This is a genomic window from Actinosynnema pretiosum (genome assembly GCF_002354875.1).
Taxonomy (GTDB): domain Bacteria; phylum Actinomycetota; class Actinomycetes; order Mycobacteriales; family Pseudonocardiaceae; genus Actinosynnema; species Actinosynnema auranticum.
Genome location: NZ_CP023445.1, coordinates 4,688,580 through 4,706,677, shown reverse-complemented (window position 1 = coordinate 4,706,677; position 18,098 = coordinate 4,688,580). Strand labels below are relative to the sequence as shown.

Sequence of the window (18,098 nt, the reverse complement as noted above, 5' to 3'; positions counted from 1 at the left end):
AGCCTGCCCGCCGCCGGGTGCGTCCGGGTTCCGGGCGCACCCGGTGGGCTTCCCGCAGGACGCGCGGCGGGGCTTTTTCACAGGCCGCGCGACGCGGGAGCCTGCCGTCCCGCCCGCCGCGCGCGGTGACGTCCGCACGGCTGAACAGCTGTTCAGGCGTGCGCGCGGACCTCGCGCCTTCCGGCGGCCCGACCCGCGCCACGTCCCGCGCGCCGCGCCCGCCGCCCCCGCCGCCTCCCGGTGGCGCAGTCCGCGCTCCCGCGCACCCCGGCCCGCGCCGCTGCCCGCCCGGCGGTCCGCGCTGGGCCGTCCGGGGGAGCGCACGACCCGCCCGCGCCGCCGTGCTCCCCGGTCTGGCGGTGCTGCGCGCCGCCCGGCGCGGGTTGGATGGGGACCGTCCCGCCGGGGGCGCGGCCCCCCGAGCGGTCGGCGGGCCGGGGGGCCGGCTGAGGAGGACCGGTGCGCATCCTGGTGGTCGGGGCCAACGGCAGGCTTGGGCGGCGCGTGGTGGCGCGGGCGCTGGAGGTCGGGCACGAGGTGACCGCGTTCGCCCGCAGGGCCGACGGGCTGCCCGCCGACCCCGCGCTCGCGGTCCGGGTCGGCGCGGTCGCCGAGTGGCCCGCCGAGGTCAGGGCCGCCGTCTCCGGGCAGGACGCGGTGATCGCCGCGCTCGGCGCGCCGCCGTGGACGGCCCGGCGGCGCGGTCCGGCGGCCGTCGCGTCCGCCGTGGCGAACCTGGTGGTCGCGATGTGCGCGGAGGGGGTGCGGCGGATCGCGGTGCCGCTCGCCTGGGGCGCGGGCGTCAGCCGGGTGGCGGCCTCGCCGCTCCGGCGCGCGCTCGCCGCCACCGTGGTGCGCCGCGACTACCGGGACTACGGGGCGGCCGAGCGGGTCCTGACCACCTCCGAGCTGGACTGGACCCTCGCCTACCTGGGCGCCCTCACCGATCGCGGCGCGTCCGGGTGGCGGGCGAGCACCGACATCGGGCGACCGCGCACGCCGGGCCTGTCGCGCGCGGCGGCGGCGGAGTTCCTGGTGTCGGCGGTGGAGCGGGACGACCTGGCGCGGCGGCGCGTCGTGCTGCACGGAGCGGCGCGGTGACCGGCGACGCGGGCGGCTACCCGTGCGGCGTCGACCGGCCCGGCTTCTGGAGCGCGGACCGGCCCGGCGCGTGGAGCGCCGACCAGCCGGGCATCTGCAGCGACCGGCCGGGGTTCTGGCGCGCGGACCTGCTCGGCGCGTGGCTGCTCGACCAGCCGGGCGCCCTGCGGCGGCAACCGCCGGGCATCTGGCGCGTCGACCAGCCCGGTTTCTGGAGCTACCACCGGGCGGGGGCCCGGAACGCGCTGCGGACGGCGGTGCGGGCGGTGATCCGGGGTTCCGGCTGGTCGGCGGTGCGGGGCGTCGACCCGCACGGGGGACCGGGCAGACCCGGCCCGCCGTCGGGCGGTGGCGGGGAGGGGGACGTGGGTCTTTCCGAGCGGCCGGGCGGCGACCCGCGGAGCGTTGAGCGGGCCGAATCCCGGAGCGTTGACCGGGTCGGTTTCCAGGGCGTTGACCGGTCCGGCCCCCGGAGCGTTGAGCGGCCTGATGCCCAGGGGGTCGACCGGACTGGCTCACGGAGCGTTGACCAGGCCGGTTTCCAGGGCAGTGAGCGGACCAGCTCCCCGAGCGCTGACCGGCCCGGTTCCCAGGGCTTTGACCAGGCAGGCCCCCTGAGCGTTGACCGGGCTGGCGCGGGGGAGCCCGGCAGGCGTGCCGCCGGGAGCGCCGCCCGTCCCGATCGCCGGAGCGCGGACCGGACCGGCGCGGGGAACCCCGGCCGGTCGGCAGGCCGCCCCTCTCCCCGCGGCGCGGAGCGGCCCGGCTCGTGGGGCGCCGAGCGGGTGGACGCGGACGAGCCGGTGGCCGACCGCGTCGTGGTGATCACCGGGGCCAGCTCCGGGCTCGGCGCCGCGGCGGCGCGGCGCTTCCACGCGCTCGGCGCGCGCGTGGTCCCCGTCGGCCGCTCGCCCGAGCGCACCGCCGCCCTCGCTGCCGAGCTGGGCGTCACCGGGCACGTGGTCGACTTCAGCAGCCTCGCCACCGTCCGCGCCCTCGCCGACGACCTGCTCGCGAAGCTGTCCCGGATCGACGTCCTCGCCGCCAACGCGGGCGGCATCCCCGACCGCACCGGGCCCACCGTCGACCGCGTCGAACCGGTGCTCCAGGTGAACGCGCTCGGGCCGTGGCTGCTCAACGCCCTGCTGCTGCCCGCGCTGTCGGGCGGCCGGATCGTCGCCACCTCCTCGCGCGCGCACCGGGGCGCCTCGCTCGCGGTGTCCGAGGTGGACGGGCTGCCGGTCGGCGCGCGCCCGCTCGGCGCGTACGCCGACTACGGCCGCGCCAAGCTGGTGTCCGGCATCCTGCTGCGCGAGCTGGGCCGCCGGAACCCCGGACTGCCCGTCGCCGACTTCCACCCCGGCGTCATGGCCACCGGCTTCGCCCGCCACCTCGGCGCGCCCGGCGCGCTGTTCACGCTCCTGGCCAGGCCGCTGCTCGTGCGCCCGGAGACCGCGGCCGACCAGCTCGTGCGCATCGCGGCCCGAGCCCGCGCCACCGGTTACCACGTCGGCGACCGCCCGGCCCCCGGCTCGCCGCAGCTCGACGACCCGGTGCTCGGCGCGCTGGTCTGGGACATGGCGGTGCGGGCCACCGACCACCGCTGACGCCCGGCCCGGCGGCTGCCCGGCGGTCGCGCACGATCGCCGGGCCGTTTCCCCTCATCGCCTGGCCGGGTGTCACTGGAAGTGATGATCTTTCGCCTTCTCCGGCCGTCGTGGGCCGCACCCCGTCCTACGCTGCGCAACCGTGTTCCAGCCTCCCGACACCTCAGCGCCGCAGCCCCTCGCCCCCACCGGTGGCGGCGGGGCGAGAGCCCGGCGCTGGTCGTTCGAGACGCGGCAGGTCCACGCGGGCGCGGCGCCCGACCCGGCCACCGGGGCCCGCGCCACCCCGATCTACCAGACCACCTCGTTCACGTTCGCCGACTCCGCGCACGCCGCCGACGTCTGCGCCCTGCGCGACCTGGACTCGCACGCGTACAGCCGCATCGGCAACCCCACGACCGCCGTCGCCGAGGCGCGGCTGGCCGACCTGGAGGGCGGGGTCGCGGCCGTCGTCCTCGCCAGCGGCCAGGCCGCGATCACCCTGGCGCTGCTCAACCTCGCCCGCACCGGCGACCACGTCGTCGCCTCCGCCGCCCTCTACGGCGGCACGCGGGTGCTGCTCGCCCACACGTTCACCGAGCTGGGCATCGGCGTCGACTTCGTGGCCGACCCCGACGACCCGGCCGCGTGGCGGGCGGCCGTGCGGCCCAACACCAGGGCGTTCTTCGCCGAGGTCGTCGGCAACCCGCTCGGCAACGTGCTGGACCTGCGCGCGGTCGCGGACGTCGCGCACGCGGCGGGCGTGCCGCTGGTGGTGGACAACACCGTGCCGACGCCGTACCTGTGCAGGCCGCTGGAGCACGGGGCCGACGTGGTGGTGCACTCGACCACGAAGTTCCTGGCCGGGCACGGCAGCAGCGTCGGCGGCGCGGTCGTGGACGGCGGGCGGTTCGACTACGCCGCCGACCCCGACCGGTGGCCGCAGTTCACCGAGCCCGACCCCGGCTACCGGGGCGTGGTGTTCGCGGCGGACTTCGGCGAGCTGGCGTTCGCGCTGCGGCTGCGGGCCAGGCTGGCGCGCGACCTGGGGCCCGCCGCGTCGCCGTTCAACAGCTTCCTGCTGCTCCAGGGCATCGAGACGCTGTCGCTGCGGGTGGAGCGGCACGTGGCCAACGCGGGGGTCGTGGCGCGCTGGCTGGCCGGGCGGCCGGAGGTCGCGCGGGTGCACTACGCGGGGCTGCCCGACGACCCGTGGCACGCCGCCGGACGCCGCTACCTGCCGCTCGGGGTGGGCGCGGTGGTGGCGTTCGAGCTGGCGGGCGGGTTGGAGGCGGGGCGGCGGCTGGTGGACCGGGTGCGGTTGTTCAGCCACCTGGCGAACATCGGGGACGTGCGCAGCCTGATCATCCACCCGGCGTCGACCACGCACGCGCAGCTCGAACCCGCCGAGCAGGTCGCGGCGGGGGTGACGGCCGGGCTGGTGCGGCTGTCGGTGGGGTTGGAGGGGGTCGCGGACCTGGTGGCGGACTTGGCGCAGGCGCTCGGGGACGGGTGACGCGGGTGCGGGTCCGGCTGGCGAGGGCGGTGCCCGCAGGTCCGGCTGGCACGGGCTGGGCTTGTGCGGGTGCCGCGCTGACCCGGCCGCGCTGACCCGGCCGCACTGACGAGGGCCCGCAGCTGAGCGCGGGGCGGGGCTCCCTGGAACCCGCCCCGCGCTCAGCCGCGGGTGGTCGCGCGGCCCGGTTCGCCGCCGGGGGCGCGCGCCCCGCTCCGGTCCGCGCGGTCGGCGTGCCGCGCGGGACCGCGCAGGCCGGGCCGCTGTCCCGGCCTGCGCGGTCGCCCGGACTAGACCGCCGCGCGGGCGTGCCGCCTGGCCGCCGCCACGGTCTGCTCCAGCAGCAGCGCGATCGTCATCGGGCCCACCCCACCCGGCACCGGGGTCAGCCACGACGCGCGCTCGGCCGCGCCCGCCTGGTCCACGTCGCCGACGCCGCCGGCGTGGTAGCCCGCGTCCACGACCACTGCGCCCGGCTTGATCCACTCGCCGCGCACCAGCTCCGGCTTGCCCACCGCGGCCACCACCAGGTCGGCGCGGGCCACGTGCTCGGCCAGGTCCTCGGTGCGCGAGTGGCAGGTGGTGACCGTGGCGTCGCGGGCCAGCAGCAGCGCGCTCACCGGCTTGCCCAGGATCGGGCTGCGACCGACCACGACCGCGTGCATCCCGGCCGGGTCGATGCCGTTGACGTCCAGCAGCCGCAGGATCCCGCCGGGCGTGCACGAGTGGAAGCCCGGCTCGCCGAACGCCATCGCCGCGTAGGAGGCCATGGTCACGCCGTCCACGTCTTTGGCGGGCGCGATCGCCTCGAACGCGGCCCTCTCGTCGACGTGCGACGGGACCGGGTGCTGGAGCAGGATGCCGTCGACGGCGGGGTCCTGCGACAGCTCGGTGATCTTGGCGACCAGCTCGGCCGTGGTGGTCGACGCGGGCAGCTCCACCGCGCGCGAGTCGATGCCGACCCTGCGGCAGCGGGAGCGCTTCATGCGCACGTAGGTCTGCGACGACGGGTCCTCGCCGACCAGGACCGTGGCCAGCAGCGGCGCGCGGCCGTGCTGTTCGCCGAACTCCCGCGCGGCGACCGCCGTGGAGTCGTAGATCGCGTCTGCTGCGGCTGTTCCGTCGAGTGTCCGAGCGGGCACGGGCACACCCCTGTCATCCGGTGGATGAGGGGCACCCAGGCGGGCGATGCCTGCTCTGCTCGCACTCCCCGGTGGTGACCCACCCTCGCCAGTCGTGCTGCGCCATCGTAACCCCTCGGTGTCAAGCCGGTTCACGCCTTGGACGGTTTTGCGCGGGCGGGGCGGGCGTTCCTACCGTGGGTCGACGCAGCGGGAACGGGAGGGCGGCGCCGTGCGACTGGTGGTCACGATCAGCCTGGAGGTCGAGCCGGACGAGGTCGGGCCGGCCACGTCGCGGGTCGCGGACGCCTTGCGCGACAACGGGATCGCGGTGCACGGGGTGGGCGGCCTGCCGCTGCCCGCGGCGCCCCGGCCGTTCCCGCCCGCGCGGCCGGACGTGGAGCTGCTGGTGCTGCCGGACTCCCGGCGGGTGCTGCACCTGGGGCGCGCGCTGCCGCTGAGCAGGCGCGAGTTCGACCTGCTGCTGTTCCTGTGCGAGCACCCGGACCGGGTGCACGGCAGGCGCGAGCTGATCACCAGGGTGTGGGGCGGGGACGGGAGCCGGGGCACCCGGACGGTGGACGTGCACGTGCGGCGGCTGCGGCACAAGCTCGGCAGCGCCGCCGGGGTGATCACCACGGTGCGCGGGGCCGGGTACCTGGTGGAGGCGGGGGAGCGGGTGCTGGTGCACCGGGCCGGTGAGCCTGGGGAGTTGTTGGTGGGCAACGGGTAAGGGCTGTCCACTGTGGACTTGACCCGGCTGCGGGCTTGGCCGGGCTGCGGGCTTGGCCGGGGGTGTGGCCGGGCTGGGGTTCGGCCGGCTGCGGTTCGTCGGTGGGCGGGTCCGCCGGGGTGCGGTCAGCGCGCGTCGAGGAAGTCCGCGACCAGCGGGCCGGTCTCGTGGTGGAACTCCTCGAAGTACGCGTGCCGCGCGCCCTCGACCAGGTGCAGGCGGGCGTCCGGGATGCGCTTCGCGAGGAGCGGGGCGTTCGCGGTCGGGTTGAACCGGTCGTCGGTGCCGTGGACCACCAGGGTCGGGGCGGTGATCGACGGCAGCGCGTCCCAGGAGTTGTGGTTGCCGCTCGCGAGGAGGTGGCCCTTGCGGGCGTGCGGGGGCATGTCCGGGTCGCCCAGGGTGGTGAACGGACCGCCGTGGGTGGTGAACGGCTCGTCGTGGCGCTCCAGCCAGGCCGGGGTGTACATCAGCTCCAGGAGCGCGCGCCGGGCCTTGCGGCGGTCGGGCTGCGCGAGGCTGCGGCGCACCTCGGCGGAGCGCTCGACGCCGTGCGGCGGACCGGGCGAGGTGCACCCCAGCACCAGCCCGCGCACCCGCTCCGGGTGGTCGGCGGCCAACCACTGCGCCACCCGGCCGCCCATGGACGTGCCGTACACGTGGCAGCGGTCGACGCCGAGGTCGTCCAGCACGCTGAGCGCGTCCTCGGCGAACGTGCGCGTGGTGTAACCCCCCTCGGGCTTGCCGCTCAGACCGGTGCCCCGGTGGTCGAGCACGATCGTGGTGAACTCACGGTCGAAGTCCGGCCGCACCCGGTCCCACCAGTGCAGGTTGTTGGCCTGACCGGAGAGCAGGAGGAGCGGATCGCCGGAACCGTTGACCTGGTAGTGGAGCTGCACGTCATCGGCTGTCCGGGCGAAGGGCACCCGGCCACCCTAACCCCCGCCCAAGCCACCGACCGGCCCGCCCACCGGCAACCGGCCAGCCCGCCACCCCGCCCGCCAGCAGGCCCACCGCATCACCACTCAGCCCGCTCGCCGATCGCCCCGCCAACCGCCCCGCCCGCTGGCTAGCCCGCACCGATGAAGAGACCGCGCCGCCGGGCGGATCGCGCCGCCACCCGGACTGCGCGGCCTGGCGGACTGCGCGGCCTGGCGGACTGCGCGGCCGGGCGGATCGCGCCGCCACCCGGACTGCGCGGCCATCGGGACCGTCCCGCCATCGGGACCGCCCCGCCCGCTGGCTAGCCCGCACCGATGAAGAGACCGCGCCGCCAGGCGGATCGCGCCGCCACCCGGACTGCGCGGCCATAGGGACTGCGCCGCCAGGCGGATCGCACCGCCACTCGGACTGCGCCGCCACCCGGACTGCGCGGCCGGGCGGACTGCGCCGCCATCGGGACCGTCCCGCCGGGCGGACTGCGCCGCCGGGGGAACTACCGCCCCCCCTGGCCCGCATCGGCGAGAGGGGACTTGCCCAGGCTGAACCGAGTCGGACCGGTCCGGATCAGGCCAGGTCGGATCGATGCTGGAACCGGCCGATGCCGTGGCCGGGATGGTGTCGAGCCGGGGCGTTGTCGGGCCCATAGTGGCGCCGAGTGGCTGTCGGGACCAGGGGGCGCCGAGTGGCTGCCAGGGCCAAGCCGGTGCCAGGACCGGGCCGGTGCCAGGCTGGAGCCGGACCAGGCCTGGCCGGGCTGGCCCGGCCAGACCGGTGCGCGGCGCGTGGTCGCGTGGCGCGGCGCGGATTCAGTTGTGGGGCATTGTCAGGTGCGCGTCACCTCCGCCTTCGGCTCGGTCGCGTGCGGCGCCGCGCCCCTCGGCGCCGCACCCCTTGTCGTCGCGCGTGGGCCCGGCAGGCCCGTCAGGTCGAACTCGGTCAGCCCGTGCCTGACGCCGTTGACCTGGAGCTCCACCGCGTGCGTGCCCGCGTGGTGCCGTCGGGTGGTGATCTCGCGGAACGGGTGGCGCTTGGTCAGCAGGGCGCGTTCGCCCGGTTCCAGCACGCGCGTGGTCAGCTTGAACACCTTCGGCGTCCGCGAACCGTCCGCCTTCACGTAGTGCACCGCGTAGTCGATCGCCAGCCGCGCCGCCTCCCGACCTCGGTTCACCACCTCCGCCGTGAACTCCAGCTCGCCCCCGAACCGCACCTGCGTCCCTGCCAGCACCGGGCCGCCGACCTCGACCTCCGCCGCCTCGTACCCCAGCAGCCCCAGCGCCCCCGGATCACCGCGCTTGACCAGGGTGCGCAGCGCGTGCCGCACCAGCCGGGGCGTCGTCGGCGCCGGGTCGGCCAGCCAGCGGCCCGCCACGTCGACCACCAGCTCCGGGGCCAGCCTGCTCACGTCGTTCAGGTGGTTGGCCACCGAGCGGCGCACGTACTCCGACTCGTCCGCGCGCAGCGCCTCCAGGATCGGCAGCGCCCGCGCCGGCTCCGCCGTCAGCCCCGGCACCCGTCTGCCCCACGGCAGGAACGGCCGGGTGCCCTCGCTGGCCAGCCGCCGCACGTGCTCGTCCGGCGACGCCGTCCACGCCAGCGCCACCTCCAGGGTCGTGCCCAGGTCGGCCAGAAGGAACGCGCGCAGCGCGAACTCGCCGGTCAACCGCCCGGTCAGGGCCGCCAGCACGGCCAAGCCCTCCCGGACCCGGTCGGTCGACGCGGCGCGCGCCGCCAGCGCCTCGGACAGCGGCCACACCGCCCAGCCGCCGAACCCCGGATCGGTCAGCGCCGCCAGCAGCACCGCCTCGAACGCCGACCAGTCCTCCGGCAGGTCGGCCAGCACCGCGTCCGCGACCAGCCTGGTCCGGCCCGCCAGCGCGACGCCGTCCAGCGCGCCCGCGACCTCGGCCACGCGCGGGCAGGGCGCCCCGGCCAGGCGCAGGCGCTCGGCCAGGTCGAGGACGGTCGTGGGGCTCAGAAGCTCATCGGCTGTGGGCACGGGAACCATTGTCCGGAGAGGTCTGACAGTTCTCGGGCGCGCGGGGGAGGCGGGGAGCGGGGACCGGGCCAGTTCACCCGTTCGTGGAGCGCGTCACCGCCCGACGCCCTTGATCACCGTGTGTAGCATCCCGCCGCACCGGGTAGCCGTCCACTGCCGTGCAGGCCCAACGAAGGGGAAGTCATGCGCCTCACCCGCCTCCCGCTCGCCGTGCTCGCCGCCGCCGCGCTGGCAGCCGGGTGCACCCCGAGCGACCAGCCCTCCGAGCAGACGGGGACCACCGAGCCCGCGGGGACCTCCGCCGAGGGCGACGCCGCGTCCACCGACGTGGTCACGGTCCGGGACTCCGGCGTGCTCGCCGTGCCGGAGGACGCGCAGACCGCCTTCACCTACAACCAGGACGCCGCCCCGGTCGGCGCGAGCATGGACGTCGAGGTCGCCGAGGAGGACGAGCAGACCACGGTCCGGCTCTCCGTACAGGGCTTCCAGCAGGACCGGGGCTACGCGGTGCACGCGCACACCCAGCCGTGCGGCAAGACCGGCGCCGACGCCGGGCCGCACTTCCAGCACGAGCAGGACCCGGCCGCCACCCCGGACAAGCCCTCCACGGACCCGGCGTTCGCCAACGCGCGCAACGAGTTCTGGCTCGACCTGACCACCGACGCCCAGGGCACCGGCGAGTCCGAGACCACCGTCCCGTTCGGGTTCACCGACCGGGTGCCCGCGTCGATCGTCGTGCACGAGGCCGAGCACACCATGACCGAGCCGGGCAAGGCGGGCACCGCGGGCGCGCGGCTGGCCTGCCTCACCGTGACCTTCCGCTAGCCCGTCCGCCAGAGCCCGCCCGAGCCCCGCCGACCACCGGCCAACACCGGGACGACACCCGGTGGACTCGGGCGGGTTCCCGAGCGCCCGCCCCTGCCTTCGGTCGTGAAGGGGGTGGGTGCCGTGCCCGATCGCAGATTCCTCACCGAGAACAGCGACAGCCTCCAGGTGCTGACCGGCTTGGTCTCGCTGGCCGTCACCCTGCTGCCGGCGCTCCCTGGCTGGTGGCTCAGGCGCAAGCAGGTCACCTACCGGGTGCACCTGGACACCCCGGTCGGGATCAACCCGGCCGAGGGCACGTCGATGATCGACGTGCAGCTCCACAACAGGAAGAACGTCGTGGAGAAGCCCAGCTTCGCGCTGGTGCGCATCGTGAACACCGGCAACAGCGCGTCGGGCGCTGCCCGCAGTGGCCCGACCCCGGTGGTCGGGTCATCCGCGACACGACCGTCGGCTGCGGGCCGCGCAAGCGCACGCTGTGGCTGTCCGGCACGGCGCTGGTGGTGGTCACCGCGTCCGCGGCCCCGGTGATCTCCGGTCGCGGCCGGAACGCGGGCTCCGACCGCGCGGACGGCGATCTCACGGTCGCGGGCTCCAGCGCATCGCCGCGGTCGGCGCGGGGAGCCCGGTGGCGGACCTGGGCGGGGAGCAGATCCGGCAGATCTACCGGGGGGAGCGGCTGCACTGGGACGCCGAGGGGAGCGCCCCGATCACGATGGTGGGGCGAAACTCCCGGTCGGGCGCCCGCGCTGCCTTCGAGGCGACCTTCCTCGAGGGGAACAGCGAGCTGGGCATCACGACTGACCGCGACCGCAAGCCGAGGGCGGACAGCGCGGGCAAGCCCCAGCGCTGCGAGCGCGGGCAGACCGACGACCTGCTCGCGGTGGTCGCGGGCACGCCGGGGGCGATCGGCCGCGCGGAGCTGGGTGCGGCGAACGCGGCGGTCCGGGCGGGTGCCGTGCTGAAGGTCGTGTCCCTGAACGCCGTCGCGCCCGACGACCCGGCCGCCAGGGAGCGCTGCCCGTTCCGGGCCGGTGAGTGCCCCTGCACCGGGGGCGCGCCCGCCGAGGGCACTCCCGCCCACTCCTTCATCCGGCACGCGACCGGGGAGCGCGGGCTGCGGATCATCGCCGACGGCGGGTTCGGGAACTGACCCCGGCCCTGCCGAAGGCGCCCGCCCGGCAGGCTTGTCACCGCGACCGCCGCGCGCCTACCGTCACCCTGGTAAACGCTTTCCAAGGAGGCGCGAACGATGGCAGCGCGAAGCCTGGGCGTGGTGATGAACGGGGTCACCGGGCGCATGGGGTACCGCCAGCACCTGCTCCGCTCGGTGCTCGCGATCCGCGAGCAGGGCGGCGTCCCGCTCTCCGACGGGTCGCGGGTGCAGCTCGAACCGGTGCTCGTCGGGCGCAGCGGGACCAGGCTCGCCGAGATCGCCGGGCGGCACGGGCTCACCCGGTGGACCACCGACCTGGACTCGGCGCTGTCCGACGACGGCTGCCCGCTGTACTTCGACGCGCAGCTGACCTCGGTGCGCGAGAAGTCCGTCGTGCGCGCCATCGACGCGGGCAGGCACGTCTACACCGAGAAGCCCGTCGCCGAGACCGTCGAGCAGGCCCTCGGGCTCGCCCGGCTCGCCGAGGCGGCCGGGGTGCGCAACGGGGTGGTGCACGACAAGCTCTACCTGCCCGGACTGCTCAAGCTCAAGCGGCTGGTGGACGGCGGGTTCTTCGGGCGGGTGCTGTCGGTGCGCGGCGAGTTCGGCTACTGGGTGTTCGAGGGCGACTGGCAGCCCGCGCAGCGCCCCTCCTGGAACTACCGGGTGGAGGACGGCGGCGGCATCGCCGTGGACATGTTCTGCCACTGGAACTACGTGCTGGAGAACCTGTTCGGCCGGGTGGAGGCGGTCACCGCGCGGGTGGCCACGCACGTCGACCAGCGGGTGGACGAGCGCGGCGAGACCTACGCGGCCACCGCCGACGACGCCGCCTACGCGATCTTCGAGCTGCCGGGCGGGGTCATCGCCCAGGTCAACTCCTCGTGGTGCGTGCGCGTGCACCGGGACGAGCTGGTCGAGTTCCAGGTCGACGGCACGCACGGCAGCGCCGTCGCCGGGCTGCACCGCTGCGTCGTGCAGTCCCGCGCCACCACGCCCCGGCCGGTGTGGAACCCGGACGTCCCGGAGCCCACCTCGTTCCGGGACCAGTGGCAGGAGGTCCCGGACAACGCCGAGTTCGACAACGGGTTCAAGGCGCAGTGGGAGCAGTTCGTCCGGCACGTCGTGGAGGACGGCCCGCACCCGTACGACTTCCTGGCCGGGGCGAGGGGCATCCAGCTGGCCCGCGCCGGGCTGCGCTCCTCCGACGAGGGGCGCCGGGTCGAGCTGGAGCGGTGGTGAGCGCGCAGGTCGTCCTGCCCGGCGGGCGGGTCCACGTGCTGCGCGAGCCGGTCGCGCGGGTCGTGTCGGCCGAGCCGTTCCGGACCAGGGTCGCGTTCGCCGCCGCGCACGTGGTCGCGGACCCGTTGGGGGACAACGCCCCCGGCGCGCCCGCCGCGATCGACTGGGACGCCACGCTCGCGTTCCGCAGGCACCTGTGGGCGCACGGGCTGGGCGTCGCCGAGGCGATGGACACCGCGCAGCGGGGCATGGGCCTGGACTGGGCCGCCTGCCGCGAGCTGATCCGGCGCAGCGCCGCCGAGGCCGGGCGCGGGCGGATCGCGGCGGGGGCGGGGACCGACCACGCGGACGGGGTGTCCGATGTGGACGGTGTGCTGCGCGCGTACGCCGAGCAGGTCGAGTTCGTGCAGTCCGCGGGCGCGCAGGTCGTCGTCATGGCGAGCAGGCAGCTGGCGCGCGTCGCCACGTCGGCGCGCGACTACCGGTGGGTCTACGACCGGGTGCTGCCGCAGGCCGAGCGGCCGGTGATCCTGCACTGGCTGGGAACGGCGTTCGACCCGAGCCTGGAGGGCTACTGGGGCAGCGCGGACGTCGGCGAGGCCACGGAGGCGTTCCTGGAGCTGGTGCACGAGCACCGGGACCGGGTCGACGGGGTCAAGGTGTCGCTGCTGGACGCCGGGCACGAGCGGGCGCTGCGCGCCGCGCTGCCGGACGGCGTGCGGCTGTACACCGGCGACGACTACCACTACCCGGAGCTGATCCTGGGCGAGGGCGGGCGGGCCAGCGACGCGCTGCTGGGGGTGTTCGCCGCGATCGCGCCCGCGGCGTCGGCGGCGTTGCGCGCCCTGGACGAGGGCGACACCGCGACCTACCTGGCGGAGCTGGAGCCCACGTTGCCGCTGGCGCGGCACGTGTTCGCGCCGCCGACGTTCCACTACAAGACCGGGATCGCCTTCCTGGCCTGGATCAGCGGGTTGCAGCCGGGGTTCACCATGGTCGGCGGGCTGCACGGCGCGCGGTCCGTACCGCACCTGGTGCAGGCGTTCCGGCACGCGGACGCCGCCGGGCTGCTGCCCGACCCGGAGCTGGCCGCGCACCGGGTGTCGCTGCTGCTCGACGCGGCGGGGGTCGCCCGGTGAGCAGGCTCTCGCTCAACCAGAAGACGGTGAACGGGCTCGGGCTGGCGCAGGCGGTCGAGGCGTGCGCCAGGTTCGGCATCGGCTCCATCGGGGTGTGGCGGGAGCCGCTGCGCGAGTTCGGCGTCGAGCGCGGCGCGGAGTTGGTGCGCGCGTCCGGGCTGCGGGTGTCCTCGCTGTGCCGGGGCGGGTTCTTCACCCGGCCGGACCGGGCCGAGGCGCTCGCCGACAACCGGGCCGCGATCGACGAGACCGCCGCGCTGGGGGCCGGGTGCCTGGTGCTGGTGGTCGGCGGGCTGCCCGAGGGCTCCCGCGACCTGGCGGGCGCCCGCGAGCGGGTGCGGTCGGTGCTCGCGGAGCTGGCGCCGTACGCGGCGGACCGGGGCGTGCTGCTGGCGCTGGAGCCCATGCACCCGATCTACTGCGCCGACCGGGGGGTGCTGTCCACCCTCGGGCAGGCGCTCGACCTGGCCGAGGAGCACGACCCCTCGGTGGTCGGGGTCGTCGTGGACACCTTCCACGTGTGGTGGGACCCGGACCTGGCCGCGCAGGTGGCGCGGGCGCGCGGGCGGATCGCCTCGTTCCAGGTGTGCGACTGGATCACGCCGCTGCCCGCCGACGCGCTGCTCGCGCGCGGGGTCATGGGCGACGGGCACGTGGACTTCCGCGCCGTCGCCGACCTGGTCGTGGCGGCCGGGTACGCCGGGGACGTCGAGGTGGAGATCTTCAACGCCGAGCTGTGGGCGGCCGACGCGGACGAGGCGGTCGCGCTGGTCAGGGACCGGTACGACCGGCACGTCGGGTTGTAGCCGGGGACCGGGCGGTCCACTGTGGAGGGTGGGTGCGGCGTAGTAGGCTGCCGCGCGGACTTCTTCCGGAGGTGGCGGTGACGGCGAGCAGGCCAGGGGGACGGTCGGCGCGGGTGCGCGGTCAGGTGCTGGCCGCGGTGCTGGAGCTGCTGGCCCGCGACGGGCTGCGCGGCCTGCGGTACGAGGAGGTCGCGGAGCTGGCCGGGGTGCACAAGACCAGCGTGTACCGCCGGTGGCCCACGCGCGACGCCCTGGTCGCCGAGGCGCTCTCCGACTTCGCCGAGCGCAACGCCCCCCTGCCCGACACCGGTGACCTGCGCGCGGACCTGGTGGAGTACCTGTGCGCGCTGGGCGCGGTGGCGGGCAGCCCGCAGGGGCGGGCGCTGAACGCGCTGCGGTGGGCCGGGATCAGCGAGGAGGGCGAGCTGCGCGAGCTGCTGCGGGGGGTGTGGGCCGGGCGGTTGGAGTCGTTGCAGCGCAGGCTGGACCGCGCGGTGGCGGACGGGCAGCTGCCCTGGGCCGACGCCGAGCTGCTCGACGGGCCGCTGAGCGGGGCGGTGCACCAGCGGGCGCGGTTGGGCGGGGAGTTCACCCGCGCCCGCGCCGAGCTGCTGGTGGACGTGGTGCTGGCGGGCATCCGGGCGGTGCCCAGGTCCTAGCGGCCACGCGCGGCCCCGGCCGGGTGTTCCGGGGCCGCGCGCGACGCGCCTAGAGCCGTGCCAGGCGATCGTAGTCCGGCAGCTCCAGCGAGTTGATCGCGTGGTTCTGCTCGGGCGCCGGGTCGCCCTCGGCCGGTGACGTCAGCGCGGCGTTGCGGGCGGCCAGGGCCTCCTCGGTGCGGGGGACCAGCCTGGCCGCGCCGTTGTCGGCGAGCCCGTGGTTGAGGTCCGCGTAGTCGCGCAGCACCTCCCGGTAGGCGGCGAACGCCTCGGTGTGGGTGGCGCGGGTGGCCAGCTCGCCCGCCAGCACGTACGCGCCGACCAGCGCGAGGCTGGTGCCCTGGCCGGTGGGGAACGACGGGGCGAACGCGGCGTCCCCGACCAGGGCCACCCGGCCGCGCGACCAGGTGTCCATCCGCACCTGGCAGACCGAGTCCGCGTACACGTCGTCGGCGCGGTCCAGTGCGTCGAGCAGGCCCGGCACGATCCCGGCGCTGCCCGCGAACGCCTCCCGGACCGCCGCCACGATCTCCCCGGTGGAGCTGCGCGCGGTGGCCAGCGGGCCCTCGGCGACCGCGGTCAGGAAGCCGTGGGACCGGCCGCTGCCGTCCGGGGCGTAGATCGCGGCGATGCGGCCGGGCGCGTTCTGCATCCGGGCCTCCCGGACCATCGAGTCCGGGGTGGGGATGGTGAAGCCCGCGAAGCACAGGCCCAGCGGGCGCAGGAAGTCCGACTCGTCGCCGAACACCAGGCGCCGCACCGGGGAGTGCAGGCCGTCCGCGCCGACGACCAGGTCGAACGCCTCCTCGCGCCCGCTGGCGAAGGTGACGCGCACGTCCTCGCCCCGGTCGGTCAGCGCGGTGATCGACTCGCCGAAGCGGTAGTCGACGTCGTCCCCGGCGCCCGCGTGCAGCAGGTGGGTGAGGACGCCTCGGGGGACCTCGATGTCGCGGCCCTCGGAGCCTCCGGTCATGGTCAGGGGGTCGATCTCGGCGAACGGCTCGCCCCCGTCGGTGAGGAAGGTGATGCGGCGCAGGTCCACGTGGGCCTCGGCCGCGGCGTCCAGGACGCCGGTGCGGCGGAGCGCCTCGACGGCGGGGCCGCGGACGTCCACGGGGTAGCCGCCGGTGCGCAGGCCCTTCGCGCGCTCGACGACGGTGACCCGGAAGCCGGCTCGGGTGAGCAGGGTCGCCAGCGCGGGTCCGGCGATCCCGGCTCCGGAGATCAGGACGGTGGTCATGGGGTTCTCCCGGTGGGGTGGGAAGATCGACAACGCTAACGCAACCAAATGTAGCGTTAGTTTCGTCGGGGCGCCACGAAGGGGCGAACGGGTGTTCCGGTGTTCGGGCGGCAGAGCTGGTGTCCGCCCTCGCCGCCGGGGTATGCCAGGGGGACGACCGCATGGAGGTGGCCGCGATGACCGCACTGCTCCCGCACTTCGACACCGCCGTGGTGGCCGAGTGGCCGCCGGGGACGTTCGTGGAGAACCTCGCGCCGGGCGGGCGCGGGCGCTGGCTCGTCACGCTGCCCTCGCACCGGCGCGTCGACGTCGTCCAGCCCGACGGCGCCCACCGGCCGCTCGTCGAGCTGCCCCACCCGGCCACCGGGATCGCCCCGGTGCCCGGCGGCGCGCTCGTGCTCACCGGACCGCTGGGCGAGGCCGGGTGGCGACTGCTGCGGGTGGGGAGCGAGGCCGGGGTCCAGGAGGTATGCGAGCTGCCCGACCTGCGCTTCGGCAACGGCGTGGCGTGGGCCGGGGACGAGCTGCTGGTCGCGGACTCGGCGCTGGGCGCGGTGTTCGCCGTCGACCCTGGGAGCGGGCGCGCGCGGGTGTGGCTGCACCACGAGCTGCTCGCCAGGCAGGACCCCCGCTCGCCGTTCCCCGGCGTCAACGGCGTCTCGGTGCACGCCGGGCAGGTGCACCTGACCAGCACCGACCGCGGGCTGCTGCTGCGCTGCCCGGTGGACGCGGCGAACCCGGCCGCCGAGGTGGAGGTCGTGGCCACCGGGGTGTGCGGGGACGACCTGGCCGCCACCGACGACGGGGCGCTGTGGATCGCCACGCACACCGGGGACAGCGTGGTGCGCAGGCTGCCCGGCGGTGAGCTGCAGGAGGTCGCGGGGGTGCGGCAGGGCGCGGCCGGGGCGACGGCGGTGGCCGTGGACCCGGAGGCGCCGGACGTGCTCTACGCGACCACGAACGGGGGGATGACGCGCCCGCGCGGGCGGGCGCCCGGACCGGGGCGGTTGCTGCGGATCAGCCCCAGGGTGCGGTGACGGCGGCGGAGGGTCGGCAGCGCGCGCCACCGCCCCTCCGCCGTCAAGCCGTGGTCAGAGCGCGGCCTTGAGGGCGCGCTCGATCCGGTCGCCCACGGCCCTGGCCTGGGTGGCGATGAAGAAGTGCCCGCCGGGGAACACCTCCAGCTGGAACGCGCCCGTGGTGTGCGGCTCCCAGCCCGCGGCCTCCTCGACCGTGGTCTTCGGGTCGGCGTCACCGGTCAGCACGGTCAGGTCGGCCGCGATCCGGCGGTCGGGCGGGCAGCGGTAGGTCTCGATCGCGGTGTAGTCGGCGCGGATCGCTGGCAGCGCCATCCGCATCAGCTCCTCGTCGTCCAGCAGCGCCGAGTCGGTGCCGCTCAGCGCGCGCACCTCGGCCAGGACGCCCCGGTCGTCCAGCAGGTGGACCTGCTCGTCGGCGCGGGTGTTCGGGCCCCGGCGGCCGGAGGCGACCACCTCGCGCGGGCCCGCGCCGTCGCGCTCCAGGCGCACCGCCGTCTCGAACGCCAGCGCCGCGCCCATGCTGTGCCCGAAGAACACCGTCGGCTTCGCGGGAAGCCCGCGCAGCACGTCCGCGACCAGGTCGGCCAGCCGCTCCAGGTCGTCCACGCACGGCTCCAGACGCCGGTCCTGGCGGCCGGGGTACTGGAGCGCCACGACGTCCCAGGACGGGCCGAAGCGGGCCGAGAGCGGGTGGTAGTAGCTCGCCGAGCCGCCCGCGTGCGGGAAGCACACCAGCCGGACGGGCGCGGTCGGGTTCGGGTGGTAGGTGCGCGCCCACCGGGCTGCGGTCTCGTCAACGATCACCGGCTCGCGGTCCTCTCGTCGGGGGCCGACGCCGGATCGGAGGGCGGCCCCGAGTCATGATCGGGGGAACGGTACCGCCGCCGGGGGCGCGGACCCCGGTGAACCGCCGGGGCTGAGGGGGTGGTCCGCAGGGTTGTGGGGCCCCTACCGGCGCTGGTCAGGGCCGCCGCAGCGGGCCTGAGGGGGGCGGCG

At 76.2% G+C, this 18,098-nt stretch carries 17 protein-coding genes and 1 riboswitch; of the genes, 12 read left to right on the top strand and 5 right to left on the bottom strand.

Annotated features, from left to right (window positions below; translation table 11 throughout):
* The first annotated feature begins 459 nt into the window (after window positions 1-459).
* The 3 genes from CNX65_RS20115 (at window position 460) to CNX65_RS20105 (ending at window position 4,203) form a co-directional block, all read left to right on the top strand.
* Window positions 460-1,101, top strand: a complete 642-nt coding sequence (locus CNX65_RS20115) for an NAD(P)-dependent oxidoreductase (RefSeq protein WP_096495138.1) — start codon at window positions 460-462, stop codon at window positions 1,099-1,101.
* Window positions 1,098-2,708 (top strand): SDR family NAD(P)-dependent oxidoreductase, encoded by a 1,611-nt coding sequence (locus CNX65_RS20110; protein ID WP_096495137.1) that lies wholly within the window; start codon window positions 1,098-1,100, stop codon window positions 2,706-2,708. The genes CNX65_RS20115 and CNX65_RS20110 overlap by 4 nt, the downstream gene beginning before the upstream one ends.
* A 142-nt stretch (window positions 2,709-2,850) precedes the next feature.
* Window positions 2,851-4,203: an O-acetylhomoserine aminocarboxypropyltransferase/cysteine synthase family protein gene (locus CNX65_RS20105; protein ID WP_096495136.1), complete on the top strand. Its 1,353-nt coding sequence runs from the start codon at window positions 2,851-2,853 to the stop codon at window positions 4,201-4,203.
* A gap of 290 nt (window positions 4,204-4,493) precedes the next feature.
* Here CNX65_RS20105 and CNX65_RS20100 read toward each other — a convergent pair whose 3' ends face one another.
* A complete protein-coding gene (locus tag CNX65_RS20100) occupies window positions 4,494-5,345 on the bottom strand; it encodes a bifunctional 5,10-methylenetetrahydrofolate dehydrogenase/5,10-methenyltetrahydrofolate cyclohydrolase (protein ID WP_096497889.1) in 852 nt (283 codons plus the stop codon).
* Between the two features lie 26 nt (window positions 5,346-5,371).
* Window positions 5,372-5,451, bottom strand: a riboswitch (ZMP/ZTP riboswitch).
* Between the two features lie 105 nt (window positions 5,452-5,556).
* On the opposite strand from CNX65_RS20100, the gene CNX65_RS37920 reads away from it, so the two are divergent.
* Complete coding sequence (locus CNX65_RS37920; RefSeq protein WP_269770704.1) at window positions 5,557-6,057, top strand: winged helix-turn-helix domain-containing protein; 501 nt, start codon at window positions 5,557-5,559, stop codon at window positions 6,055-6,057.
* Between the two features lie 125 nt (window positions 6,058-6,182).
* Here the strand turns inward: CNX65_RS37920 and CNX65_RS20090 are convergent, their stop codons facing one another.
* Window positions 6,183-6,983 carry an alpha/beta fold hydrolase gene (locus CNX65_RS20090; protein ID WP_096495134.1) on the bottom strand — a complete coding sequence of 267 codons (801 nt, stop codon included), beginning with the start codon at window positions 6,981-6,983 and terminating at the stop codon, window positions 6,183-6,185.
* 839 nt (window positions 6,984-7,822) lie between these two features.
* On the bottom strand, window positions 7,823-9,004 hold the full coding sequence (locus tag CNX65_RS20085) for a DNA alkylation repair protein (RefSeq protein ID WP_232519921.1): 1,182 nt from the start codon (window positions 9,002-9,004) through the stop codon (window positions 7,823-7,825).
* 174 nt (window positions 9,005-9,178) lie between these two features.
* Between CNX65_RS20085 and CNX65_RS20080 the strand changes: the two genes are divergently transcribed.
* The 7 genes from CNX65_RS20080 to CNX65_RS20050 all read left to right on the top strand — a co-directional run bounded on the left by CNX65_RS20080 (window position 9,179) and on the right by CNX65_RS20050 (window position 14,822).
* Window positions 9,179-9,820, top strand: coding sequence for a superoxide dismutase family protein (locus tag CNX65_RS20080; RefSeq protein WP_096495133.1), 642 nt, complete (start codon window positions 9,179-9,181; stop codon window positions 9,818-9,820).
* 123 nt (window positions 9,821-9,943) lie between these two features.
* Window positions 9,944-10,351, top strand: a complete 408-nt coding sequence (locus CNX65_RS20075) for a hypothetical protein (RefSeq protein ID WP_096495132.1) — start codon at window positions 9,944-9,946, stop codon at window positions 10,349-10,351.
* 97 nt (window positions 10,352-10,448) lie between these two features.
* Window positions 10,449-10,973 (top strand): type 2 periplasmic-binding domain-containing protein, encoded by a 525-nt coding sequence (locus CNX65_RS20070; RefSeq protein ID WP_096495131.1) that lies wholly within the window; start codon window positions 10,449-10,451, stop codon window positions 10,971-10,973.
* Window positions 10,974-11,072: 99 nt separating this feature from the next.
* Complete coding sequence (locus tag CNX65_RS20065) at window positions 11,073-12,218, top strand: Gfo/Idh/MocA family protein (protein WP_096495130.1); 1,146 nt, start codon at window positions 11,073-11,075, stop codon at window positions 12,216-12,218.
* Window positions 12,215-13,357 carry a dihydrodipicolinate synthase family protein gene (locus CNX65_RS20060; protein ID WP_096495129.1) on the top strand — a complete coding sequence of 381 codons (1,143 nt, stop codon included), beginning with the start codon at window positions 12,215-12,217 and terminating at the stop codon, window positions 13,355-13,357. Before CNX65_RS20065 ends, CNX65_RS20060 begins: the two co-directional genes overlap by 4 nt.
* Window positions 13,354-14,163: a sugar phosphate isomerase/epimerase family protein gene (locus CNX65_RS20055; RefSeq protein WP_096495128.1), complete on the top strand. Its 810-nt coding sequence runs from the start codon at window positions 13,354-13,356 to the stop codon at window positions 14,161-14,163. The genes CNX65_RS20060 and CNX65_RS20055 overlap by 4 nt, the downstream gene beginning before the upstream one ends.
* Window positions 14,164-14,195: 32 nt before the next feature.
* Window positions 14,196-14,822, top strand: coding sequence for a TetR/AcrR family transcriptional regulator (locus CNX65_RS20050; RefSeq protein ID WP_198320518.1), 627 nt, complete (start codon window positions 14,196-14,198; stop codon window positions 14,820-14,822).
* A 49-nt stretch (window positions 14,823-14,871) separates the two neighbouring features.
* Here CNX65_RS20050 and CNX65_RS20045 read toward each other — a convergent pair whose 3' ends face one another.
* On the bottom strand, window positions 14,872-16,062 hold the full coding sequence (locus tag CNX65_RS20045; protein WP_096495126.1) for an FAD-dependent monooxygenase: 1,191 nt from the start codon (window positions 16,060-16,062) through the stop codon (window positions 14,872-14,874).
* Between the two features lie 176 nt (window positions 16,063-16,238).
* Between CNX65_RS20045 and CNX65_RS20040 the strand changes: the two genes are divergently transcribed.
* Window positions 16,239-17,099, top strand: coding sequence for an SMP-30/gluconolactonase/LRE family protein (locus CNX65_RS20040; protein ID WP_157767745.1), 861 nt, complete (start codon window positions 16,239-16,241; stop codon window positions 17,097-17,099).
* A 54-nt stretch (window positions 17,100-17,153) separates the two neighbouring features.
* On the opposite strand, the gene CNX65_RS20035 is transcribed toward CNX65_RS20040, so the two are convergent.
* Window positions 17,154-17,906: a thioesterase II family protein gene (locus CNX65_RS20035; protein ID WP_096495124.1), complete on the bottom strand. Its 753-nt coding sequence runs from the start codon at window positions 17,904-17,906 to the stop codon at window positions 17,154-17,156.
* Window positions 17,907-18,098: the final 192 nt, after the last annotated feature.